This window comes from Myroides sp. TSA_177.3, from assembly GCF_052691955.1.
On the sequence record NZ_JBQZGD010000022.1, the window covers coordinates 38631 to 56991 of the forward strand.

The window sequence follows — 18361 nt, forward strand, 5'->3', positions numbered from 1 at the left end:
TAGAGAAGTCAATTTTGCCTTCTTAATATAAGAGATTCACGGCTAGAAAAAGTAGCAGGGAAGATGTGTGAATTATGTAATCTCTTATGTTTTTTATATAATACTTTGTCAATCAATAAAAACAACCTTTGTAAGGTAGTAATGTGGTGTTAGTTATGACCCCATAAAAACCAATTAAAAATCATCACCAAACTACTTACGTTTAATTTAGAATCGGCATTAAATACCATCTAAATACTGGTAAGTGTTATAAATATTGATTGGTTGAAAAGCTGTATAAAGTAACACAAAGATACAAGTCTGTACAAAAAGTCTGTACAAAGAAAGCAATTAGTAATAGACTTTAAACAAAATAAAAAAAAGACAGATTATAATATTATTAATTCATTTACCAAAATAAAAAAACTTTATTAATAATTTGTTGCTTCTTTCTAAAACCACTTGATATTTATTGTCAGGTGGTTTTTGAATTAAGTTTACATTTGTTGTTTCTCTTGATATGCTTGACAAAGAAGTGAAAGGCTATTGAATTTTTTTAGAAAATATCCAATTTAATTCCATCATAACTAGCATATACCATTGTTGGATGTGATTCTTGATGATATATATTGCCCTTATAATCGATTGCTATAGCTCCCGCCAATCCTTGTATTTGTTTCAGATCTTGAAAACTTTTTTCAAATGCCTCAGCTAAGGTCATGCCATCACTCACTCGTGTTGCAATTTTGGCTGCCATAGCAAGACTTACAATATCCTCGCCAATACCAGTTAAACTTACTCCACAATAGGTATTAGCATAATTTCCTGCCACTGTTGCAGAATCAGAGATTCTTCCAGGTATTTCAAATCCTTTACCTCCAGTAGAAGTGGCTGTTGCAATTTTACCAGAATTGTCTATACAAACGCATCCTACAGTACTTGTTTTTAATGTGTTTTTATCTTTGTTTTGCTTTTTTTTATCATATTCGTCTTTGCGTTGTTTAATTTGAGGATTAAAAAAGATGAAATGATTCGCTCTTGCAAATTCAATAGCTCCAATTCCACCAAGTATTTTATCTTCATAAGACATTAATTTTTCTGCTACTAAAATTGGATTTTTTACATTCTCAATATTAATCACACCGGCCATTCTTAAAGTACTTCCATCCATTAAAGCAGCACTCATTCTTATAATCCCATCGGATTGTATCTGAGAACCTGTCCCAGCATTAAAAAGAGGATCATTTTCTAAAAGACTAACAACATAGGCAACTGTCTGAATAGAAGTATTCATTTTTAAGTATTGAAAACCTTGATGAATAATACGTTTTAACGCCTCTTGTTTTTGATTTCTTGTTTTGTCATTGGTATGGGATTCTGAGAGAAAACCACCATGTATAATTAATTTCATACTACTTATATTTATTAGTTATTATACTGAGAATCCTTTATAATTATTTTGTTTTCTTTAAAGAAAAAAATATCATTTTGAGTCATAACATGGGTAATTAAGTGACTAATAGAAATAGGTTTCCCAATGTCTATTTGAGTTAGATTGGTATCTGTAATTTGTCGTCCGTCTACAAGTATAATACTACCTGAACCAATTGCAATCATGGTGTCATTGTTATCAGTAATTATTAATCCGGTATCCTCGCCTAGACCTATACCTATTTTCATGGGATTTCCAACAACAACTTGAAATAATCGGCCAATTCTACCTCGTTGTATAAAATGAGTATCAACAATGATGGAATCAATCAGGCTTAAACCACTATTTATTTCTACCAAACCTTTTAATAAAGCATCGGAGCTGTTACCTTGATAAATCATACTAGATGATACTGCTGCTGCACCCGCAGAGGTACCTGCATATAAAAACTCTTCATGATGATATTTATCCAATAACATTTGTTGAAACGGAGTTCCTCCTATCACAGAAGTTAAACGCAATTGATCTCCTCCAGTAAATAGCACAGTATTTGCTTGGGTGAGCCGCTGTAAATTATCAGGATCATTAGCTTCTAATCTACTATTGATTGGCAAGTGTCCAACGTTTGTGGCTCCGAGAAGTTTAAAAGCATGTATATATGTTTGACTTACCTCTTCTGGCATTTTAGAGGCAGTGGTTATAATTTCAATTCGGGATTCTTCCTTGTTTTTCGACTCGTCTATTATGTTCTTTAGAATACCACAATTGTAAAAGTAATTACTGTTTATTTGTTTTATTTCTGTTTCACTGGCGATAGAATTTCCTACATCTATTCCTCCACCAACGATAATTAATTTTCCTTTAATACTCATGTTTAAAATTATTGATTTTGTAATTTAATCAAATTAAACCATTATATCATTAAATAATTATCTTAATTTATTGGTAATATTTTTAATTAAAATAGTTGTAGTCCTTATTTAATAGTACCTTGATAAATATAAAAGTAAGGTATATGATTATAGAAAAAATATCAATTTTACGAGGTCCTAATATTTGGAGTAATACAAGAGTGAAGCTCATTCAAATGCGATTAAATATAGAAGAGCTAGAACAAAGACCCACAGATGTAATTGATGGGTTTTTACAACGAATAAAAGTATTATTACCATCATTATACAGTCATCGATGTTCTGAAGGAAGTCCTGGAGGTTTTTTCAGTAGAGTAAGCACTGGCACTTGGATGGGACATGTGGTGGAGCATATATCTATTGAAATCCAATCTTTAGCTGGTATGCAATCGGGATTCGGAAGAACCAGAGAAACAAAAGTTTCAGGGACCTATCATGTTGTGTTTGATTATGAGGAAGAAAATGCAGGTGTATTTGCTGCAAAATCAGCAGTAGAAATTGCCCAAGCACTAGTTGATGGAGTTGCTTATGACTTGGACTCGACAATTCAAAAGTTAAAGCAAATTTATCGACGTTTTATTTTAGGACCTTCTACACTTAGTATTGTAAAGGAAGCAAAAAATAGAAAAATTCCATGGATACCATTGGACAATCAATCTTTTATTCAGTTAGGTTATGGAGTTAATCAAATGCGCATTCAAGCAACCATCACATGTGAAACTAGTCATATCGCTGTAGATTTAGCATGTGATAAAGAGAAGACAAAAATGATACTCAAACAATGCTCCATACCTGTTGCAGAAGGTGGTGTTTGTATAAACCAAGATCAACTTAAACAACTCATTGATAAAGTAGGATATCCTATAGTGATAAAGCCATTAGATGGAAATCAGGGAAAAGGTGTGTCTATTAAAGTTCTCGACTTTGAAACAGCTAAACAAGCTTTAATACATGCACAAAAATATAGTGAAAGAGTCATCGTTGAAAAATTTATTAGGGGCCATGATTTTAGAGTTTTGGTCATCAATAATAAAGTCGTAGCGGCTTCAAAAAGGGTTGCTGCTCATATTATTGGCGATGGAGTTCGAACAATAAGAGAATTAATTGAATTAACAAATAAAGATCCTTTACGCGGAAATGGTCATGAGAATGTTTTAACTAAGATAGAAATCGATCGAGATACCCTGAGTCTTTTGTCTAAAAGAGAGCTTCAACTGGATTCTATTGTCGAAGATAATATGATTGTTAATTTAAAATCTACTGCTAATTTAAGCACAGGAGGAACGGCAATTGATGTAACGGATCAAATCCATCCAGAAAACATTTTATTAGCAGAAAGGATTGCAAGAGTTATCGGATTGGATATTTGTGGAATTGATATCATGGCTGTTAACCTTACGACTGCTTTAAAAGAAAATGAGGGTGTGGTGTTAGAAGTAAATGCAGCACCAGGATTTAGAATGCATTTAGCGCCTAGCGAAGGGATTTCGCGTAATGTAGCTGTACCTGTTTTGGATATGTTATATCCTCCAGGAAAAGAATCTAGAATTCCTATACTAGCAATAACAGGAACAAATGGTAAAACAACAACAACTCGTTTACTGGCTCATATTGCAAAAAATCATGGCTTTAAAGTAGGTTTTACAACATCTGATGGCATATATATCGATCATCAACTAATGGAAAAAGGAGATACCACAGGTCCTGTTAGTGCTCATTATGTGCTGCGAGATCCAAGTGTTGAAATTGCTATATTAGAGACAGCTAGAGGAGGTATTTTGCGTGCAGGATTAGGATTCACTAGTTGTGATATTGCTATTATTACCAATATTAAGGAAGATCACTTAGATTTAGATGATATTCATACGTTGGCTGATTTGGCAAAAGTCAAAGCTGTTGTAGTTGAGAGTGTAAAAACAGATGGCTGGGCTATTTTAAATGCAGATGATCCCTATTGTATGAAGATTTCACAAACACTAGACTGTCAAGTTGCATATTTTTCGTTAGATGTAAATAGCTCTATTGTAGAAGCATGCTTGAAAAGAGGTGAAATAGTAGCTGTTTGTGAAAATGGATATATAACCATTAAAAAAGAGCATTGGAACATTAGAATTGAAAAAGTTATTAATGTTCCTCTTACTATGCAGGGAAAAGCAAAATTTATGGTGCAAAATGTATTGGCAGCTACTCTGGCCAGTTATCTGTATGGATTTGAACCAGCAAACATCAGAATGTCCTTGCAAAGTTTTATTCCTAGTCCCACTCAAACTCCAGGGAGAATGAATGTTTTTGAATTTAAAAAATTTAAAATCATGATTGATTTCGCCCATAATCCAGCAGGATATTTAGCCATTGAAGACTATTTAACGTTTATTGAAGCCTCTAGGAAAATTGGTATAATAGCAGCAGTAGGAGATCGACGAGATCAGGATATTATTAAATGTGGTAAAATCGCTGCACGAATGTTTGATCATATTATTATTCGACAAGAAAACCATCTACGAGGAAGGACTGAAGAAGAAATAATACAATTGATATTAATAGGAATAACTAGTATTAATAAACAGGTTACTTATGAAATAATCCCAAAAGAAGCTGAAGCCCTTAAACATGTTTTATCTATTGCTAAAGAAGGAAATTATATAGTTGCCTTAAGTGATGTAGTATCCAATGCCATCAATCTTATTGAGTCCTATCTTGAAAATGATAAATAGAATACTTTTTAACTGATTTTGATAGTAAGATAATATTCTAATTTTATCAAGAATTGTGTTAAATAAAAGTTTCTAAGAACAAGAAAAATAAATTTTATACTATCAGTACAGGATTATTTATAATCGAATCGTTAGTTTAATTGGTATATTTTCTCTGAAGAGTGGTTTAATTTATCTAGAATATAGAGATAGATATTTAACAGTAAACCTAATTTATTATTCTTATAATATAGTGAAGGTTAAAAACAAGTCAAACTTATGCGTAAACAATTTGTCGTTTTTTCAACATTACTTTTGATTGTAATGCTTCTACTTACTCTCTTTTTAAATAAGAATTGGGGCATCTTTTTTGTAGTTATTCTCATATTTGTGATTATGGGATATCAGGATATGTATCAAAAGAAACATACACTGAGGCGTATTTATCCAATCTTTGGTCGACTTCGCTATGTGATGGAAGAACTTCGACCTAAAATGTATCAATATTTTATTGAATCCGATACGGACGGTAAACCGATTAGTCGTATCGATCGTGCAACTATCTATCAACGCGCTAAAAAAGAATTGGAAACAATTCCATTTGGAACGCAATTAGACGTTTATGCAGAAGGTTACGAATGGATGTGTCACTCAATTGCTCCAAAAGCCTTTGATAAACTAGATCACAATCCGCGTGTACTATTTGGTAATAAAGACTGTAAACAACCGTATTCAGCCAGTATCCTCAATATTTCGGCTATGAGTTTTGGTTCACTAAGTGCTCAAGCTATAGAAGCTATGAGTGGTGGTGCAAAATTAGGAGGGTTTGCGCATAATACAGGTGAAGGAGGAATAAGTCCGTATCATTTAAAAGGTGGAGGGGACTTAATTTGGCAAATTGGTACGGGATACTTTGGATGTAGAGATGAGCATGGAAAATTTGATCCTACCTTATTTGCGGAAAAAGCGAAATTACCGAATGTAAAAATGATTGAGCTAAAAATCTCACAGGGAGCTAAACCAGGGCATGGGGGAATACTTCCCGCATCTAAAAATACGGTGGAAATTGCAGAAATCAGACACGTGAAACCGCATACAGTTGTGGCTTCACCGCCTTATCACTCGGCTTTTAATTCACCACTAGAATTAGTTTCGTTTATTAAGGAATTGCGAACTCTATCAGAGGGGAAACCGATTGGGTTTAAACTGTGTATCGGACACAAAGCAGAGTTTATTTCTATTTGTAAGGCGATGGTTCATTTAGATACGTATCCGGATTTTATCTCTGTAGATGGTGGCGAAGGTGGTACGGGGGCTGCACCGCAAGAGTTCTCGAATTATGTAGGAGCCCCTATGTTGGATGGACTGGCTTTTGTACATAATATTTTAATGGGAATGGGAATTCGCAAGCACATTAAGATCATTGCTTCTGGAAAAGTAACTTCGTCGTTTCATATTGCTCGTGCTATGGCTTTAGGTGCAGATACGTGTAATGCCGCTCGTGCGATGATGATTGCTATTGGATGTATCCAAACTCTTTTATGTAACACCAACCGTTGTCCTACGGGAATTGCTACGCAGGATCCAAAGTTAACCATAGGTTTAGACGTTGCAGACAAAAAAGTACGTATGGCCAATTACCATAAAGGAACAGTGGAGAGCTTCGTTGAATTATTAGGTGCTTCTGGATTGGATGATATAAAAAACATCACGCGTACCCATATTTACAGACGTGTTTCATTGAATGAGATGTTGACGTATGAAGAAATTTTTCCTTCTTTAAAAGTGGGATCTTTACTCGAAGGGAATATTCCCGATCGATATAAACAAGATTTTGAATATGCAAATATGAACCGATGGTGGATTTTCAAATGAAAAACAAACCTAAATTGAGCTGTTTTTCTATAAAATTAATAGAAGAATTTTTATATATGGAAATTCAACATGTTAGATTATAGCCAGTCAAAAACCTCTAAGGTTAACATGATTTGGTTGTATTGTTTAAAAAAATCCTATACTAATGTTTTCTTCATCATTATATCACTTTGCTTATCATCTGCTAGTAGAAAAATATGTTTATCAAATGCTATAAATCTATTTTTTTTGATAGAAACGAATAGCTTTTGGGTTTTCTTCCCAAACACCTAACCACAAATAGTTGACTTTTTTAATATATGCTACTTGTAAAGCTTTTTCATATAATATTTGCCCAACCTTTTGCCCATGATATTCTTGTAAAACATAGATTCTTTCTATTTCTATGCTGTTGGAATCTTTTATTTCTGTTTGAGAAACTCCATAGTTTAATTTAAGATAGCCAATTATTTGATGTGATAAAATTGCAAAATAAAAGTCAGAATAAATATCAGTTAATTCTTTAGTTAGTGTCTTAATTGAAAAACTATCCTCAAGATATTTGGTCATGTTTTCTTGACTGTTTGTTTCTGAAAAGGTTTCAAAAAAAGTTTGCCTACTGATTGTTTGTAACTCTTGAATATCGTTTAGAGTTACTTTCTTAATTGCTATGTTTTTATTTTTTTTTGTTTTCAAGGATTTAATGTCAATGTCAAGGAAAGCTATTATCTAAGCAAATTTAAATGTTTATAGCGTATAAAAATTAACCAATATAAATAAAGTAGATAGTCCAATAAGAATAATTTGTAATCTACTTTAGCTATAATTGCAATAAAAATCTTGTAAAAGTTAAATGTAAGGGATAATTCATGTAAATACGTGTTTTTTATTAACTAACAAAATTAATTTTCTATTTTTGAAATTGTAAACTATTTATAACATTAAAACAAGAAGAATATTTTTATGAACCAGTTAAATCAGACCCCTATTGAGAGGATGGTATCCCCCATACAACGATTTATTAAACAAGAGAAGTCAGGTGGTATAGTATTAGGGATAAGTGTAATTATTGCACTTGTATTAGCTAATTCCTCGTTAAAAGAGCATTATCATCATATCTTGGAATATAAGTTTGGTTTTCAATGGGCAGGAAATAGTTTTTTTGAATATAGTTTACACCATTGGATTAATGATGGATTGATGGCTATTTTCTTCTTTGTTGTTGGGCTAGAACTGAAAAGAGAAATTGTAGCAGGCGAGTTATCTAATCCTAGAAAAGCAATGTTACCTATTGGAGCGGCATTAGGAGGTATGGTTGTTCCTGCTGTTATTTACTTTGCCTTAAATCCAAGTGGAGAGATGTCTAATGGTTGGGGAATTCCTATGGCGACCGATATCGCATTTGCTTTGGGGGTTCTTTATTTATTAGGAAGTAGAATCCCTTTAACATTAAAAGTGTTTCTAACGGCATTAGCTATTGTTGATGATTTAGGAGCTGTACTTGTTATAGCTTTCTTTTATACTTCAGAGATTTCGACTTTGCATTTATTAGTTGGGTCTTCTATATTAGTTATTATGTATTTGGGTAATAGAATAGGAGTTAGAAATATACTTTTTTATGCTATTTTAGGAATTGGAGGGGTATGGACAGCGTTTTTATTATCTGGCGTTCACGCCACTATTGCTGCAGTTTTAGCAGCGTTTACAATTCCTGCCAATGTTAGAATTAGTGAAAAAGTATTTAGTGAAAAAATACAAGTACTTTTAGATAAGTTCAAAGCAATAGATCCCGATAATACTAAATCTACTTTAACTAATGAACAATTACATATTTTAGAGCAGATAGAAAACAGTAGTGCCTGTGCAACACCGCCTTTACAGCGTTTAGAGCACATGATGCATCCGATGGTTACTTTTCTAATTATTCCTATTTTCGCTTTAGCCAATGCTGGTGTATCTTTAGCTATTGATTTTGATCATTTGTTTAGTACAAATGTAGCTCTAGGTGTAGCACTTGGTTTATTGGTTGGAAAGGTAATAGGAGTAGTAGGTTTTACGGTTGTTTTGGTAAAATTAAAAGTAGCTCCTTTCCCTGAGGGGATGAATATTAAAAATCTTTTTGGACTGAGCCTTCTTGCAGCTATTGGTTTTACCATGTCTTTATTCGTAACTTCATTAGCTTTTACAAGTGAGGAATATATGACTCAAGCTAAGATAGGAATCTTTGTCGCTTCTATAATTGGGGGAGTGATTGGATATTATGTTTTGAGTAGAGAAAAAAAATAACAATAAAAATAAGAGCAGATGACAAATAAGTTTTTTGATTACATTAATCTGCATAAAGGAGAAGAGAAAGGGGAAAAAGTTCTAGAAAACATTAGAGCTAATATTGCCTTTAAGGGAGCTAATCTATGGATTTTAGCGTGTGCCATTATCATTGCATCTGTTGGGTTAAATGTAAATTCAACAGCAGTAATTATAGGTGCCATGTTAATTTCTCCATTGATGGGACCAATTGTAGGTGCAGGCTTTGCCTTAGGAACTTATAATTTTTTATTGCTAAAAATCGCAATAAAAAACTTAATCATTGCTACTATTGTTAGTTTATTAGTTTCTGCTATTTATTTCTACGTTAGTCCTTTTAAGGATGTTCAATCTGAGTTATTAGCTCGTACTTCCCCAACAATTTATGATGTTTTGATTGCTTTTTTTGGAGGTCTTGTTGGAGTTATCTCTATTACTAGGGTTGAAAAAGGAAATCCTATACCAGGAGTTGCTATTGCTACTGCATTAATGCCCCCTTTATGTACAGCAGGATATGGGTTAGCTACATTTAATATAAGTTACTTTTTGGGAGCTTTTTACCTGTATACTATTAACTGTTTTTTTATTTGTATTGCTACTTTTTTTGTTATTAAGTACTTGAAATATCCAACATCATCTACTTTAGATACCCAGAAAGAAAGACGTATAAGATATGGTATTAGTATGTTGATTGTTGTGATGATTGTACCTAGTTTCTACTTGGCTTATACGTTATTTGAAGAAAAGAAATTCACAAAAACTGTCGAGGAGTTCATTGATTCTGAGTTTAATGATAGAGGGTATACTGTGATTTATAAAAAGATTAATTATAATACTAAGCCCAAAAAAGTAGAACTTGCTTTTTTGGATAAGAAATTAACTGAAGAAAATATTTTACTCTACAACAGGTTATTAAAGGAAAGAGGTCTAGACAATGTAGAGCTGACATTTAAACAAGATGAAAAGGATATTAAATCAGAAATTTTAAATGAACTCAGTAAGCAAGATCGATCATATGCAGAGAAAGATATTATAATCAATGACTTAAAAAAAGAACTGTCTAAGTATAAAGTGGATGAACCTAATTTGATAAATGAAATTAATGTACTTTTTCCTAATATAGAAGAAGTATCCATTGGGAAAGTAGAGCGATATATAAAAACTGATAGTATTACAATGAATTGGTTTTTTCTTTTTAATCAAAAAGAAAAAACAAAGGCAGTAGATGGTAAGCTACTTAATAATTGGTTAAAGACTCGATTAAAGGCAGATACCATTTTACTTGTTCAAGGAAATAATCCTATACAGGAGAAAGGGAATAACCAGATAAAGTAAAAATAGTTATCTTCATTAAGGTCTGTTAGGAGGTAAAGACAAAAAGTAGATATAATATTTTTGGTAATAAGCGGAGTTTACGTTACTTTATAGACGAAGTTTAAATTGTAACTAAATAGAAAAAAGAGAAAGCCCTAGGACTTTCTCTTTTTAAAGACAACTAGTAAATAAGGAGAACTAGTTTTAGAATTATAAATCTAATGATTTTTTAATTGTTATAAATTTATTTTTTAATATTATTACAAGTAAAGAATGTAACTTTATAAGTTTTTTAAAAGAAGAATTATTGAAGTAAAAAATCAAAGATATATCACTAAGTAGGTAAAAAAAGCACTACAAGAGAAATCTTATTCAGATTTTTTTTAAGTATGTTTTTTTTAGAACTAGAATAGTTTGCTAATTATTTAGCATTTGTCTCTTGAATTTAGTAAAATAATCACCATTTACTGATAATATTAACGCTGATCTAGGTGAATTAGTCAGTAAGGATAACGTTTTGGTTTGTAGAATAGTATGTCTCTGATATTTCTCCCTATACAAATAAGTTAGCTACTATTTTTGCAGAAAATGAAAATAAAGCTTTAGAGTGGAACTATGTGGATGAGCTAAATCAAGCGCATACAACTATATTTAGAGCAACTAAAAACTAAGCCCTAATTTGGATATTAAATAATTAAAATAGCAGTAGTTTAGCATCTTATAATAAGATATGGATATAGATATTAAGAAAAAGACATTTTTGAATTTTGTTGGACTTTTAAGAAGTTTTTTAATCAAGTGTTTTATTGGAATTGTTTTATGTAGTAGCATAGCGTTTTTATATACTAACTTTATTTTTGAGCAAATATTATTTGCTCCTAAGAACCCTAATTTTCCTATTTATATTTGGCATCGTTCTTTGATAGATTTTTTTAATTTGAGTTCATCATTGTATATGGAAGGGATTGATTTTGATATTCAAAATCGAAAAATGGATGGTCAGTTAAAGATTATGATTTGGACTAGTTTTACCTTTGGACTAATAACTTCATTTCCTTGGATTTTGTATCAAATTTGGAAACTTGTACAACCTAAATTATATAATAGTAAGACAAGATATAGTATTGTATTTGTAACAATCACAAGTCTTTTATTTTTTATAGGTGTCTTGTTTGGATATTTTATTATAGTTCCTTTATCTATTCATTTTTTTATGAATATAGAGATTAGTAGTATTGTTGCCAATCAAATCGATCTTACCTCATATATTTCTCTTGTTAGAACCACCATACTAGCATCAGGTATTGTGTTTGTTTTGCCAGTTGTCATTCTAGTATTATACAAGATGGGAATTTTATCAACAGATACACTCAAAGGTTATCGCAGATATGCTTATGTTTTGATTTTAGTAGCATCAGCAATTATTACACCTCCAGATGTATTGAGTCAAGTTATTTTGGTTATACCATTAGTTTTATTGTATGAAGTGAGTATTTTCTTTTCAAAGTTTATGAAGTCTAATCACATTACAGAATAATTTATTATCGTATTTGCTATCAATATTAATTAAACTTGCATAGTTTAAATATACATCGTAATATTGCGATGTATATTTAAGTATAAAACAATGGGAGTAACAAAATCAGAATTATTTAGTGATAAAAAGAATAGATTATCGCTTATGTTTAAGGTTTTAGGGCATCCAGCAAGACTTGCCATTCTTCAGTATATTATCAATCAAGATGCTTGTATTTGCAATGATTTGGTGGAAGAACTTGGATTAGCTCAAGCCACTATTTCTCAGCACTTAAAAGAGCTTAAAAATAGTGGACTTATAAAAGGGACAATTGAGGGTAAATCCGTTTGTTATTGTATTGACAATGTAGTTTGGAATGAATTCTTCAAGGAGTTTGAATTCTTCTTCGCTCAAAAAATACAATCAAAGGATTGCTGTTAATATTTTTTATTCAACATCATCGTAATATTACGATAGTAGAATAATTTAAAACAGATAAAATATGAAATTATCAGAAGTAAAAGTAGTGTTAGAAAAATTAGATCGAGTAGATTTTCAATTTGAAGATGGGAGGTTTGTAGCAGAACACTTCCATGTAACAGAAGTAGGTCAGGTAACAAAAAAGTTTATTGACTGTGGAGGTACAATAAGAGAAGAGGTTAAGGTAAGTTTTCAATTGTGGAATGCAGATGATTATCAGCATCGTTTAAAAGCAGGTAAATTGCTTAATATTATTCGATTGTCAGAAACAAAATTAGGTATTGTTGATGCGGAGATTGAAGTAGAAGTTCAAGGTAAAGAAACAATAGGAAAGTATTTCTTAGCATTTAATGGAACTCACTTTCTATTAAAAAATACATTGACTGCTTGTTTAGCTGAAGATGCTTGTGGAATTACACAAAGTAATCAAGAAGCTCAAACTAGTTGTTGTGATTCTAACGCTGGATGTTGTTAATCGTAAAAAAGTAAAAGATGTATAAAACATTATCAACTACAATTAGCACTATGCTTGAATCAAGAGTGATAACTGATCATAGAAAAGAAGTTTTGGCTCCCTTGGAGGCTTATATTCAATCTAAGGTTGATTCAAAATCTCCAATTCGAATCAATTTTATCTGTACACATAATTCAAGAAGAAGTCATTTGACTCAGATCTGGATGCAAGTAGCGGCTAGTTACTACGGTATTCCAAATGTTACTTGTTATTCAGGAGGGACTGAACAAACAGCTATGTATCCCATGGTTGCTACAGTTTTAGAAGAACAGGGATTTAACGTATTTAAAATTTCGGAAGGAGAGAATCCTATTTATGCTATAAAGTATGGTGATAATGAAATTCCTATTATTGGTTTTTCTAAGAAGTACGATGCTGCTTTTAATCCAAGTAGTGATTTTGCAGCTGTTATGACTTGTTCACAAGCTGATGGGGGCTGTCCTTTTATAGCAGGTGCTGAGCGCAGAATCCCTATTACATTTGAGGATCCTAAGGTATTTGATGGAACGGAAAACCAGCAAGCAGGATATTTTAATCGAAGCCTTGAAATTGCAAGTGAAATGTTTTACATCTTATCACAAATTAAAAAGTAAGTTATGCAAGTTAGAATGAAATTTTTAGATCGATACTTAACCCTTTGGATTTTCTTGGCGATGGGGATTGGTGTTCTCTTAGGAAATGTATTTCCAAGTGTTTCTAATGTGATGGATAAACTCTCTATAGGAGCTACCAATATTCCGCTGGCTATAGGGCTAATCATCATGATGTATCCTCCACTGGCTAAGGTTGATTATAATCTATTACCACTGGCTTTTCGGGATAAAAAAGTCTTAAGCTTATCTCTTTTCTTAAACTGGATTGTAGGACCTGTTTTAATGTTTGTTCTGGCTATTATCTTCATGCGTGATGAACCTGATTATATGGTAGGGTTGATCCTTATTGGTTTAGCCAGATGTATTGCAATGGTGATTGTATGGAATGATTTAGCGAAGGGCAATAGAGAGTATGCTGCCTTACTAATTGCATTAAATAGTGTGTTCCAAGTGCTGTTTTATAGCTTTTTTGTTTGGCTTTTTATCAACGTATTACCTTCTTATTTTGGATTTGCTGATTATGCTATTTCAATTAAGATGAGTGATGTTGTACAAAGTGTGCTTATTTATTTAGGAATTCCATTTTTAGCAGGTTTTTTAAGTCATAAGTATCTCATTAGAATAAAAGGAGAAGCTTGGTTTAAGCGCAAGTTTATCCCTTTTATTTCCCCCTTTACTTTATATGCTTTACTCTTTACCATTGTGCTTATGTTTAGCTTAAAAGGAGAGCAGATTGTTCAATTACCAATGCAGGTTATCAAAGTTGCTATCCCACTAATTATTTATTTTGTCTTGATGTTCTTTGTCAGCTTCTTCGTAAATAAATCAATGCATGTGGATTATGATAAAAATGCGGCTATTTCTTTTACTGCAGCAGGTAATAATTTTGAACTAGCTATTGCTGTTGCTATTGCCGTATTTGGAATTCACTCGCCCCAAGCTTTTGTGGGGGTTATCGGACCTTTAGTTGAAGTTCCTGTGTTGATTCTACTGGTACGAGTGAGTTTGTGGATGAAAAAGAAATATTATGCAAAGTGATAAAATATAGTTGTTTTTAAATCGTTTCTATTAAATTAATCACTAGAATAAATCAATTCATCATTTATTTTTTTATTTTTGAGATAAACTAATTTTTTATGAATTTACAAGTGTTTTATAGAATAAGTTTTTTTGCTATTCTATCTTTTTTGTTTGTGTCATGTAATGCAAGTACAATACCAGAAAAAGCTAAACCCGTTGAAAATTTTGATGTAAATCGTTATTTGGGAACATGGTATGAAATTGCTCGGTTTGATTTTTATTTTGAAAGAGATTTAAATAATACCACAGCTTACTATAGTTTGGACGAGAAAGGAAATCTCAAGGTTTTAAATCGAGGTTTTAATGTTAAAACCAAAGAATGGAAACAAGCAGAAGGAATAGCTAAGTTCAGAGCAGAGAAAAATATAGGGGCACTTAAAGTTAGCTTTTTCGGTCCTTTTTATTCGGGTTATAATATCATTGCATTAGATTCAGATTATAAGTATGCTCTAATAGCAGGAAAAGATCTTGATTATTTATGGATTTTATCTCGAGAAAAAAGTATCCCCGAAGCTATTAAACAACAATACTTGACACTAGCTAATGAAATTGGTTATGATGTATCTCGTTTGATTTGGGTTGAACATGACAAGGAAGATATGTCGGTAGTAAAGTCTAAATAAACACATGTAAGTTAAACAATTAAAAGAGAAGATATCCCAACAAAGCTCCTACTAAAACAATAAAAGCACTATTTACTTTTTTAAATTTAAAAACGAGTATACCACTAAGTAGGGTAATAACAAGGGTTTGCCAGTTCAGCAACACATCTCGTGTCATCGTTATACAAACAGCGACAATCAAGGCGACAGAGGCAACATTCACCGCATCTAAAAAGACAGATACCCCTTTTGAGTTGCGAAGTTTTTTCATCAATGGGTTTAGTAAGGCTACTAGAATAAAGGATGGTAAAAAAATTGCAACAGTTGAAAGAATTGCTCCAGATAAACCATTAATTTGAAAACCAATAAAAGTAACGGAAGAGAAAACAGGTCCTGGTGTGAATTGTCCTACAGCAATAGAATCTATAAGTTGTTCTTTGGTGAGTAAACCTTTTTGCACGAGTTCTGTATCTAAAAAAGCAAATAATACATAACCACTACCGTACAGTATAGCCCCTATTTTAAGAAAAATCCAAAATAGCTGCATATTGGTATTGGTGAAAAGAGTATTTTGTATAGTAAGTAAGAAGGGTAATGGAAGAAAACTTTGTAAGGTACTTCGCTTTGTAGTATTAATATAAAAAACTATATAAGCTAAAAATCCAGCTCCAAACATTAAAATGATCTCATTAGTCCCAAATAAAGAAGCTACTAAGACAATAAGTCCTATAAAGGCTAAGAATAAGGATTTAATGGATTTTTTGGCTAGTGGAAATACAGCTCCAAGGATAATAGCAATAATGGCAGGTTTAATTCCATAGATAAATGGTTGAACTTGTGGTAATTCTCCATAATTTTTATAAAAATAAGCCAATACACCCGTTAGAAAAACAGCGGGAAGAATAAAACATAGCCCTGCAATTATAAGACCTTTCCAACCTGCTTTATCATAACCAATGTGAATAGCCATTTCTGTACTGTTAGGACCAGGAATTAAATTCGTAGCACCAAGCAGATCTAAAAAGTGTTGTTCATCCATCCATTTTCTTTTTACAACTACTTCTTCTCTCATCATCGCAATATGAGCTGCAGGACCTCCAAAACCAATAATCCCTAATTTTGTAAAGACCTTGACTATTTCTTTGAGACTTACTTCACCTTGTTTGGTATTCATATCTTAAGAATTTTTAATCATACAAATATGTCACAATTAGAACCTAAAATAAGGTGAATTTGAAAAAAGAATGGTACTTTAAATTTCCCGAAATGCTTTAGGAGTAATACCCATATAGCGCTTGAAGTATTTTATAAAGTAAGAAGAGTCACTAAAGTTTAGGTTGTAAGCAATTTCACTAACACTGTTTTCAGAGTATAGTAATTGTCTTTTTGCTTCATCAATAATATGTTCTGCTAATATTTCGGATGCTGACTGTTGGAGTGTTTTGCGACAGATGGCATTTAGCTTTTGTGGTGAAATTTTTAATCTTTGAGCATAATAGGCAACACTATTATGTAAGTTATTTGTTTGCTTTAAAAAATCCTGAAACAAGGCGATCGTATCGCTTTTATTTACGGAAGTAGAAAAAGAAGTAGATCTTGCTATTATCTTAGCCAATAAAGCTTTTAGTAGACCTTCTGTTACCGTAAAATCCTTCTCTGATACAAGTAGATGAAATAATGCATCAATATTTTGGGTATCATTTATTTTTAAGCAAGTAAAATGACTTAATTGGGACAGGAGATCTCTTAACTTATAATCTAATGAGGCTTGTAAGAACTCTTTTTTTAATAGAAGTACAAAGCCTTTAGGTATACTTGTAATATCCCAAAAGTGTACTTGCTCCTTTTGTATAAAAAAAACTGTAGGAGTAGTTATCGAAAATACAGTTTGATCAATTGTATGAAAGCCTGTTCCCTCGCTTAAATAAATAATTTCGAAGTAATTATTGTGTTTATGAGGATTAGTTTTTCGAATTTCTTGTCTAAAAGGAGCAACTTTTATTAGTGTTCTTGTCTCTAGTTTATTTTTTATTTTAATAGATGTATTCAACGTTATTTAATTAAAAAATACAAGTAAAACTAACTATTATCTTCTAATAAAAGGGTATTTAAATGTTAATAAAGCATAGCTCTTTTTAAACAGTAGCTTACACTAAGATTTAAACGGTTTTCTAATCCTAAATAACTGATTTAAGAAAAAATTAATTTAATTATATTTTTACAAGTATTGTTTTTTTTAACTTAAAAAGTAGAATAATAAAATATGTGACAATGAAAGAAAAAAATAGTTTATTTGAAGAATTACGTCTTTTAAGAGGGGATGATCAATATCCTTCACAGCAGATTAAAGAGAAATTAATTGATTTATATCTTCCTTCGACTGTATCAGACTTAGCGATTAATTTATCCAATATTACTTCCCAATTCTATGCTTTGCAATTACAGTCAATAGGAGAGCAGTATGGAGTAGATAAAATACGTTTGCACTCCGATAAACTATTTTACAATCTTGGCAAAGCAAAAGCAGAGCAAGCATTAATTAAAGATACTACTATGGTTCGAGATTGCAGATCAATGGTTATGGTTGCTATTTCTGCTATTTACACTTCGAGTCCGGAGTTCAAGTTTGATGTGCAAGAATATATGTCAGATTATGCTGTGATTCATTTGAAAGGTGTTGATCGTTATCATAGAGCTGCTAAACAATATAAAATTGATCAGTATCTAACTTTTCCCACTTTAATAGCTTTTTTAGATGGAATCAAAGATTATCTTCAATTAAGTAATATAGAAATACAAGTGTCCCAATCTTTCTATGACGAAAATTCAAATATAGACTGTACTTATATTATTAAACAAAATAATTTGTAAGATGAAACATTTGTATAATTACATCGGGGAGAATTATCCTTATTTATTTCCAATGGATAATTTGGTAATGAAGGAATCTACAGTAGAGTATAGTACGACAAGTCGCTCAGATAGTCAATTGAGAGGATTTAAAGCAATAGGACAAACAGTTGCATCATTAGGAAGTATCTCTTTATTGACAGCCATGGATATCTCTTCTAAAACATTTTTTTTAGCTG

The 18361-nt window shown here is 31.7% G+C and carries 15 protein-coding genes and 2 pseudogenes; 12 read left to right on the forward strand and 5 right to left on the reverse strand.

Annotated elements, in window-relative coordinates:
- Positions 1-535 precede the first annotated feature (535 nt).
- The gene (locus tag ACUTSE_RS15615) at positions 536-1390 is read right to left on the reverse strand and encodes an isoaspartyl peptidase/L-asparaginase (protein ID WP_002992092.1); all 855 of its coding nucleotides are present in this window, start codon (positions 1388-1390) and stop codon (positions 536-538) included.
- Between the two features lie 14 nt (positions 1391-1404).
- A complete protein-coding gene (locus ACUTSE_RS15620) occupies positions 1405-2283 on the reverse strand; it encodes a cyanophycinase (protein ID WP_060875538.1) in 879 nt (292 codons plus the stop codon).
- A gap of 143 nt (positions 2284-2426) precedes the next feature.
- Between ACUTSE_RS15620 and cphA the strand changes: the two genes are divergently transcribed.
- Both cphA and ACUTSE_RS15630 read left to right on the forward strand, forming a co-directional pair.
- Positions 2427-5036: a cyanophycin synthetase gene (cphA, locus tag ACUTSE_RS15625; RefSeq protein ID WP_445640906.1), complete on the forward strand. Its 2610-nt coding sequence runs from the start codon at positions 2427-2429 to the stop codon at positions 5034-5036.
- A 258-nt stretch (positions 5037-5294) separates the two neighbouring features.
- Positions 5295-6890 (forward strand): FMN-binding glutamate synthase family protein, encoded by a 1596-nt coding sequence (locus ACUTSE_RS15630; RefSeq protein WP_115089924.1) that lies wholly within the window; start codon positions 5295-5297, stop codon positions 6888-6890.
- Between the two features lie 137 nt (positions 6891-7027).
- Here ACUTSE_RS15630 and ACUTSE_RS15635 read toward each other — a convergent pair.
- A pseudogene (locus tag ACUTSE_RS15635) lies at positions 7028-7541 on the reverse strand (GNAT family N-acetyltransferase).
- A gap of 291 nt (positions 7542-7832) precedes the next feature.
- Here ACUTSE_RS15635 and nhaA point away from each other — a divergent pair.
- From nhaA to ACUTSE_RS15675, 8 genes are all read left to right on the forward strand, one after another.
- Entirely contained in the window at positions 7833-9155 is a 1323-nt protein-coding gene (nhaA, locus tag ACUTSE_RS15640; protein WP_115089925.1) for a Na+/H+ antiporter NhaA, read from the forward strand.
- 18 nt (positions 9156-9173) lie between these two features.
- Positions 9174-10508 carry a DUF389 domain-containing protein gene (locus ACUTSE_RS15645; RefSeq protein ID WP_002992104.1) on the forward strand — a complete coding sequence of 445 codons (1335 nt, stop codon included), beginning with the start codon at positions 9174-9176 and terminating at the stop codon, positions 10506-10508.
- A 709-nt stretch (positions 10509-11217) separates the two neighbouring features.
- The gene (gene tatC / locus ACUTSE_RS15650) at positions 11218-12024 is read left to right on the forward strand and encodes a twin-arginine translocase subunit TatC (RefSeq protein ID WP_060875535.1); all 807 of its coding nucleotides are present in this window, start codon (positions 11218-11220) and stop codon (positions 12022-12024) included.
- Between the two features lie 90 nt (positions 12025-12114).
- Entirely contained in the window at positions 12115-12444 is a 330-nt protein-coding gene (locus ACUTSE_RS15655; protein ID WP_002992107.1) for an ArsR/SmtB family transcription factor, read from the forward strand.
- Positions 12445-12505: 61 nt separating this feature from the next.
- The gene (locus ACUTSE_RS15660; protein WP_445640907.1) at positions 12506-12958 is read left to right on the forward strand and encodes a DUF6428 family protein; all 453 of its coding nucleotides are present in this window, start codon (positions 12506-12508) and stop codon (positions 12956-12958) included.
- Between the two features lie 17 nt (positions 12959-12975).
- Positions 12976-13590 carry an arsenate-mycothiol transferase ArsC gene (locus ACUTSE_RS15665; RefSeq protein WP_445640908.1) on the forward strand — a complete coding sequence of 205 codons (615 nt, stop codon included), beginning with the start codon at positions 12976-12978 and terminating at the stop codon, positions 13588-13590.
- 3 nt (positions 13591-13593) lie between these two features.
- A complete protein-coding gene (gene arsB / locus ACUTSE_RS15670) occupies positions 13594-14628 on the forward strand; it encodes an ACR3 family arsenite efflux transporter (RefSeq protein WP_445640909.1) in 1035 nt (344 codons plus the stop codon).
- A gap of 98 nt (positions 14629-14726) precedes the next feature.
- Complete coding sequence (locus tag ACUTSE_RS15675) at positions 14727-15293, forward strand: lipocalin family protein (protein WP_445640910.1); 567 nt, start codon at positions 14727-14729, stop codon at positions 15291-15293.
- Positions 15294-15312: 19 nt separating this feature from the next.
- Here ACUTSE_RS15675 and chrA read toward each other — a convergent pair whose 3' ends face one another.
- Entirely contained in the window at positions 15313-16446 is a 1134-nt protein-coding gene (gene chrA / locus ACUTSE_RS15680) for a chromate efflux transporter (RefSeq protein WP_445640911.1), read from the reverse strand.
- A gap of 78 nt (positions 16447-16524) precedes the next feature.
- Positions 16525-17322, reverse strand: coding sequence for a helix-turn-helix domain-containing protein (locus ACUTSE_RS15685; protein WP_259188735.1), 798 nt, complete (start codon positions 17320-17322; stop codon positions 16525-16527).
- A 221-nt stretch (positions 17323-17543) separates the two neighbouring features.
- Here ACUTSE_RS15685 and ACUTSE_RS15690 point away from each other — a divergent pair, with 221 nt between their 5' ends.
- Together ACUTSE_RS15690 and ACUTSE_RS15695 are read left to right on the forward strand one after the other, a co-directional pair.
- Positions 17544-18143, forward strand: a complete 600-nt coding sequence (locus ACUTSE_RS15690) for a hypothetical protein (RefSeq protein ID WP_259188737.1) — start codon at positions 17544-17546, stop codon at positions 18141-18143.
- Position 18144: 1 nt separating this feature from the next.
- Positions 18145-18361, forward strand: a pseudogene (locus ACUTSE_RS15695) (hypothetical protein); the annotation flags it as partial.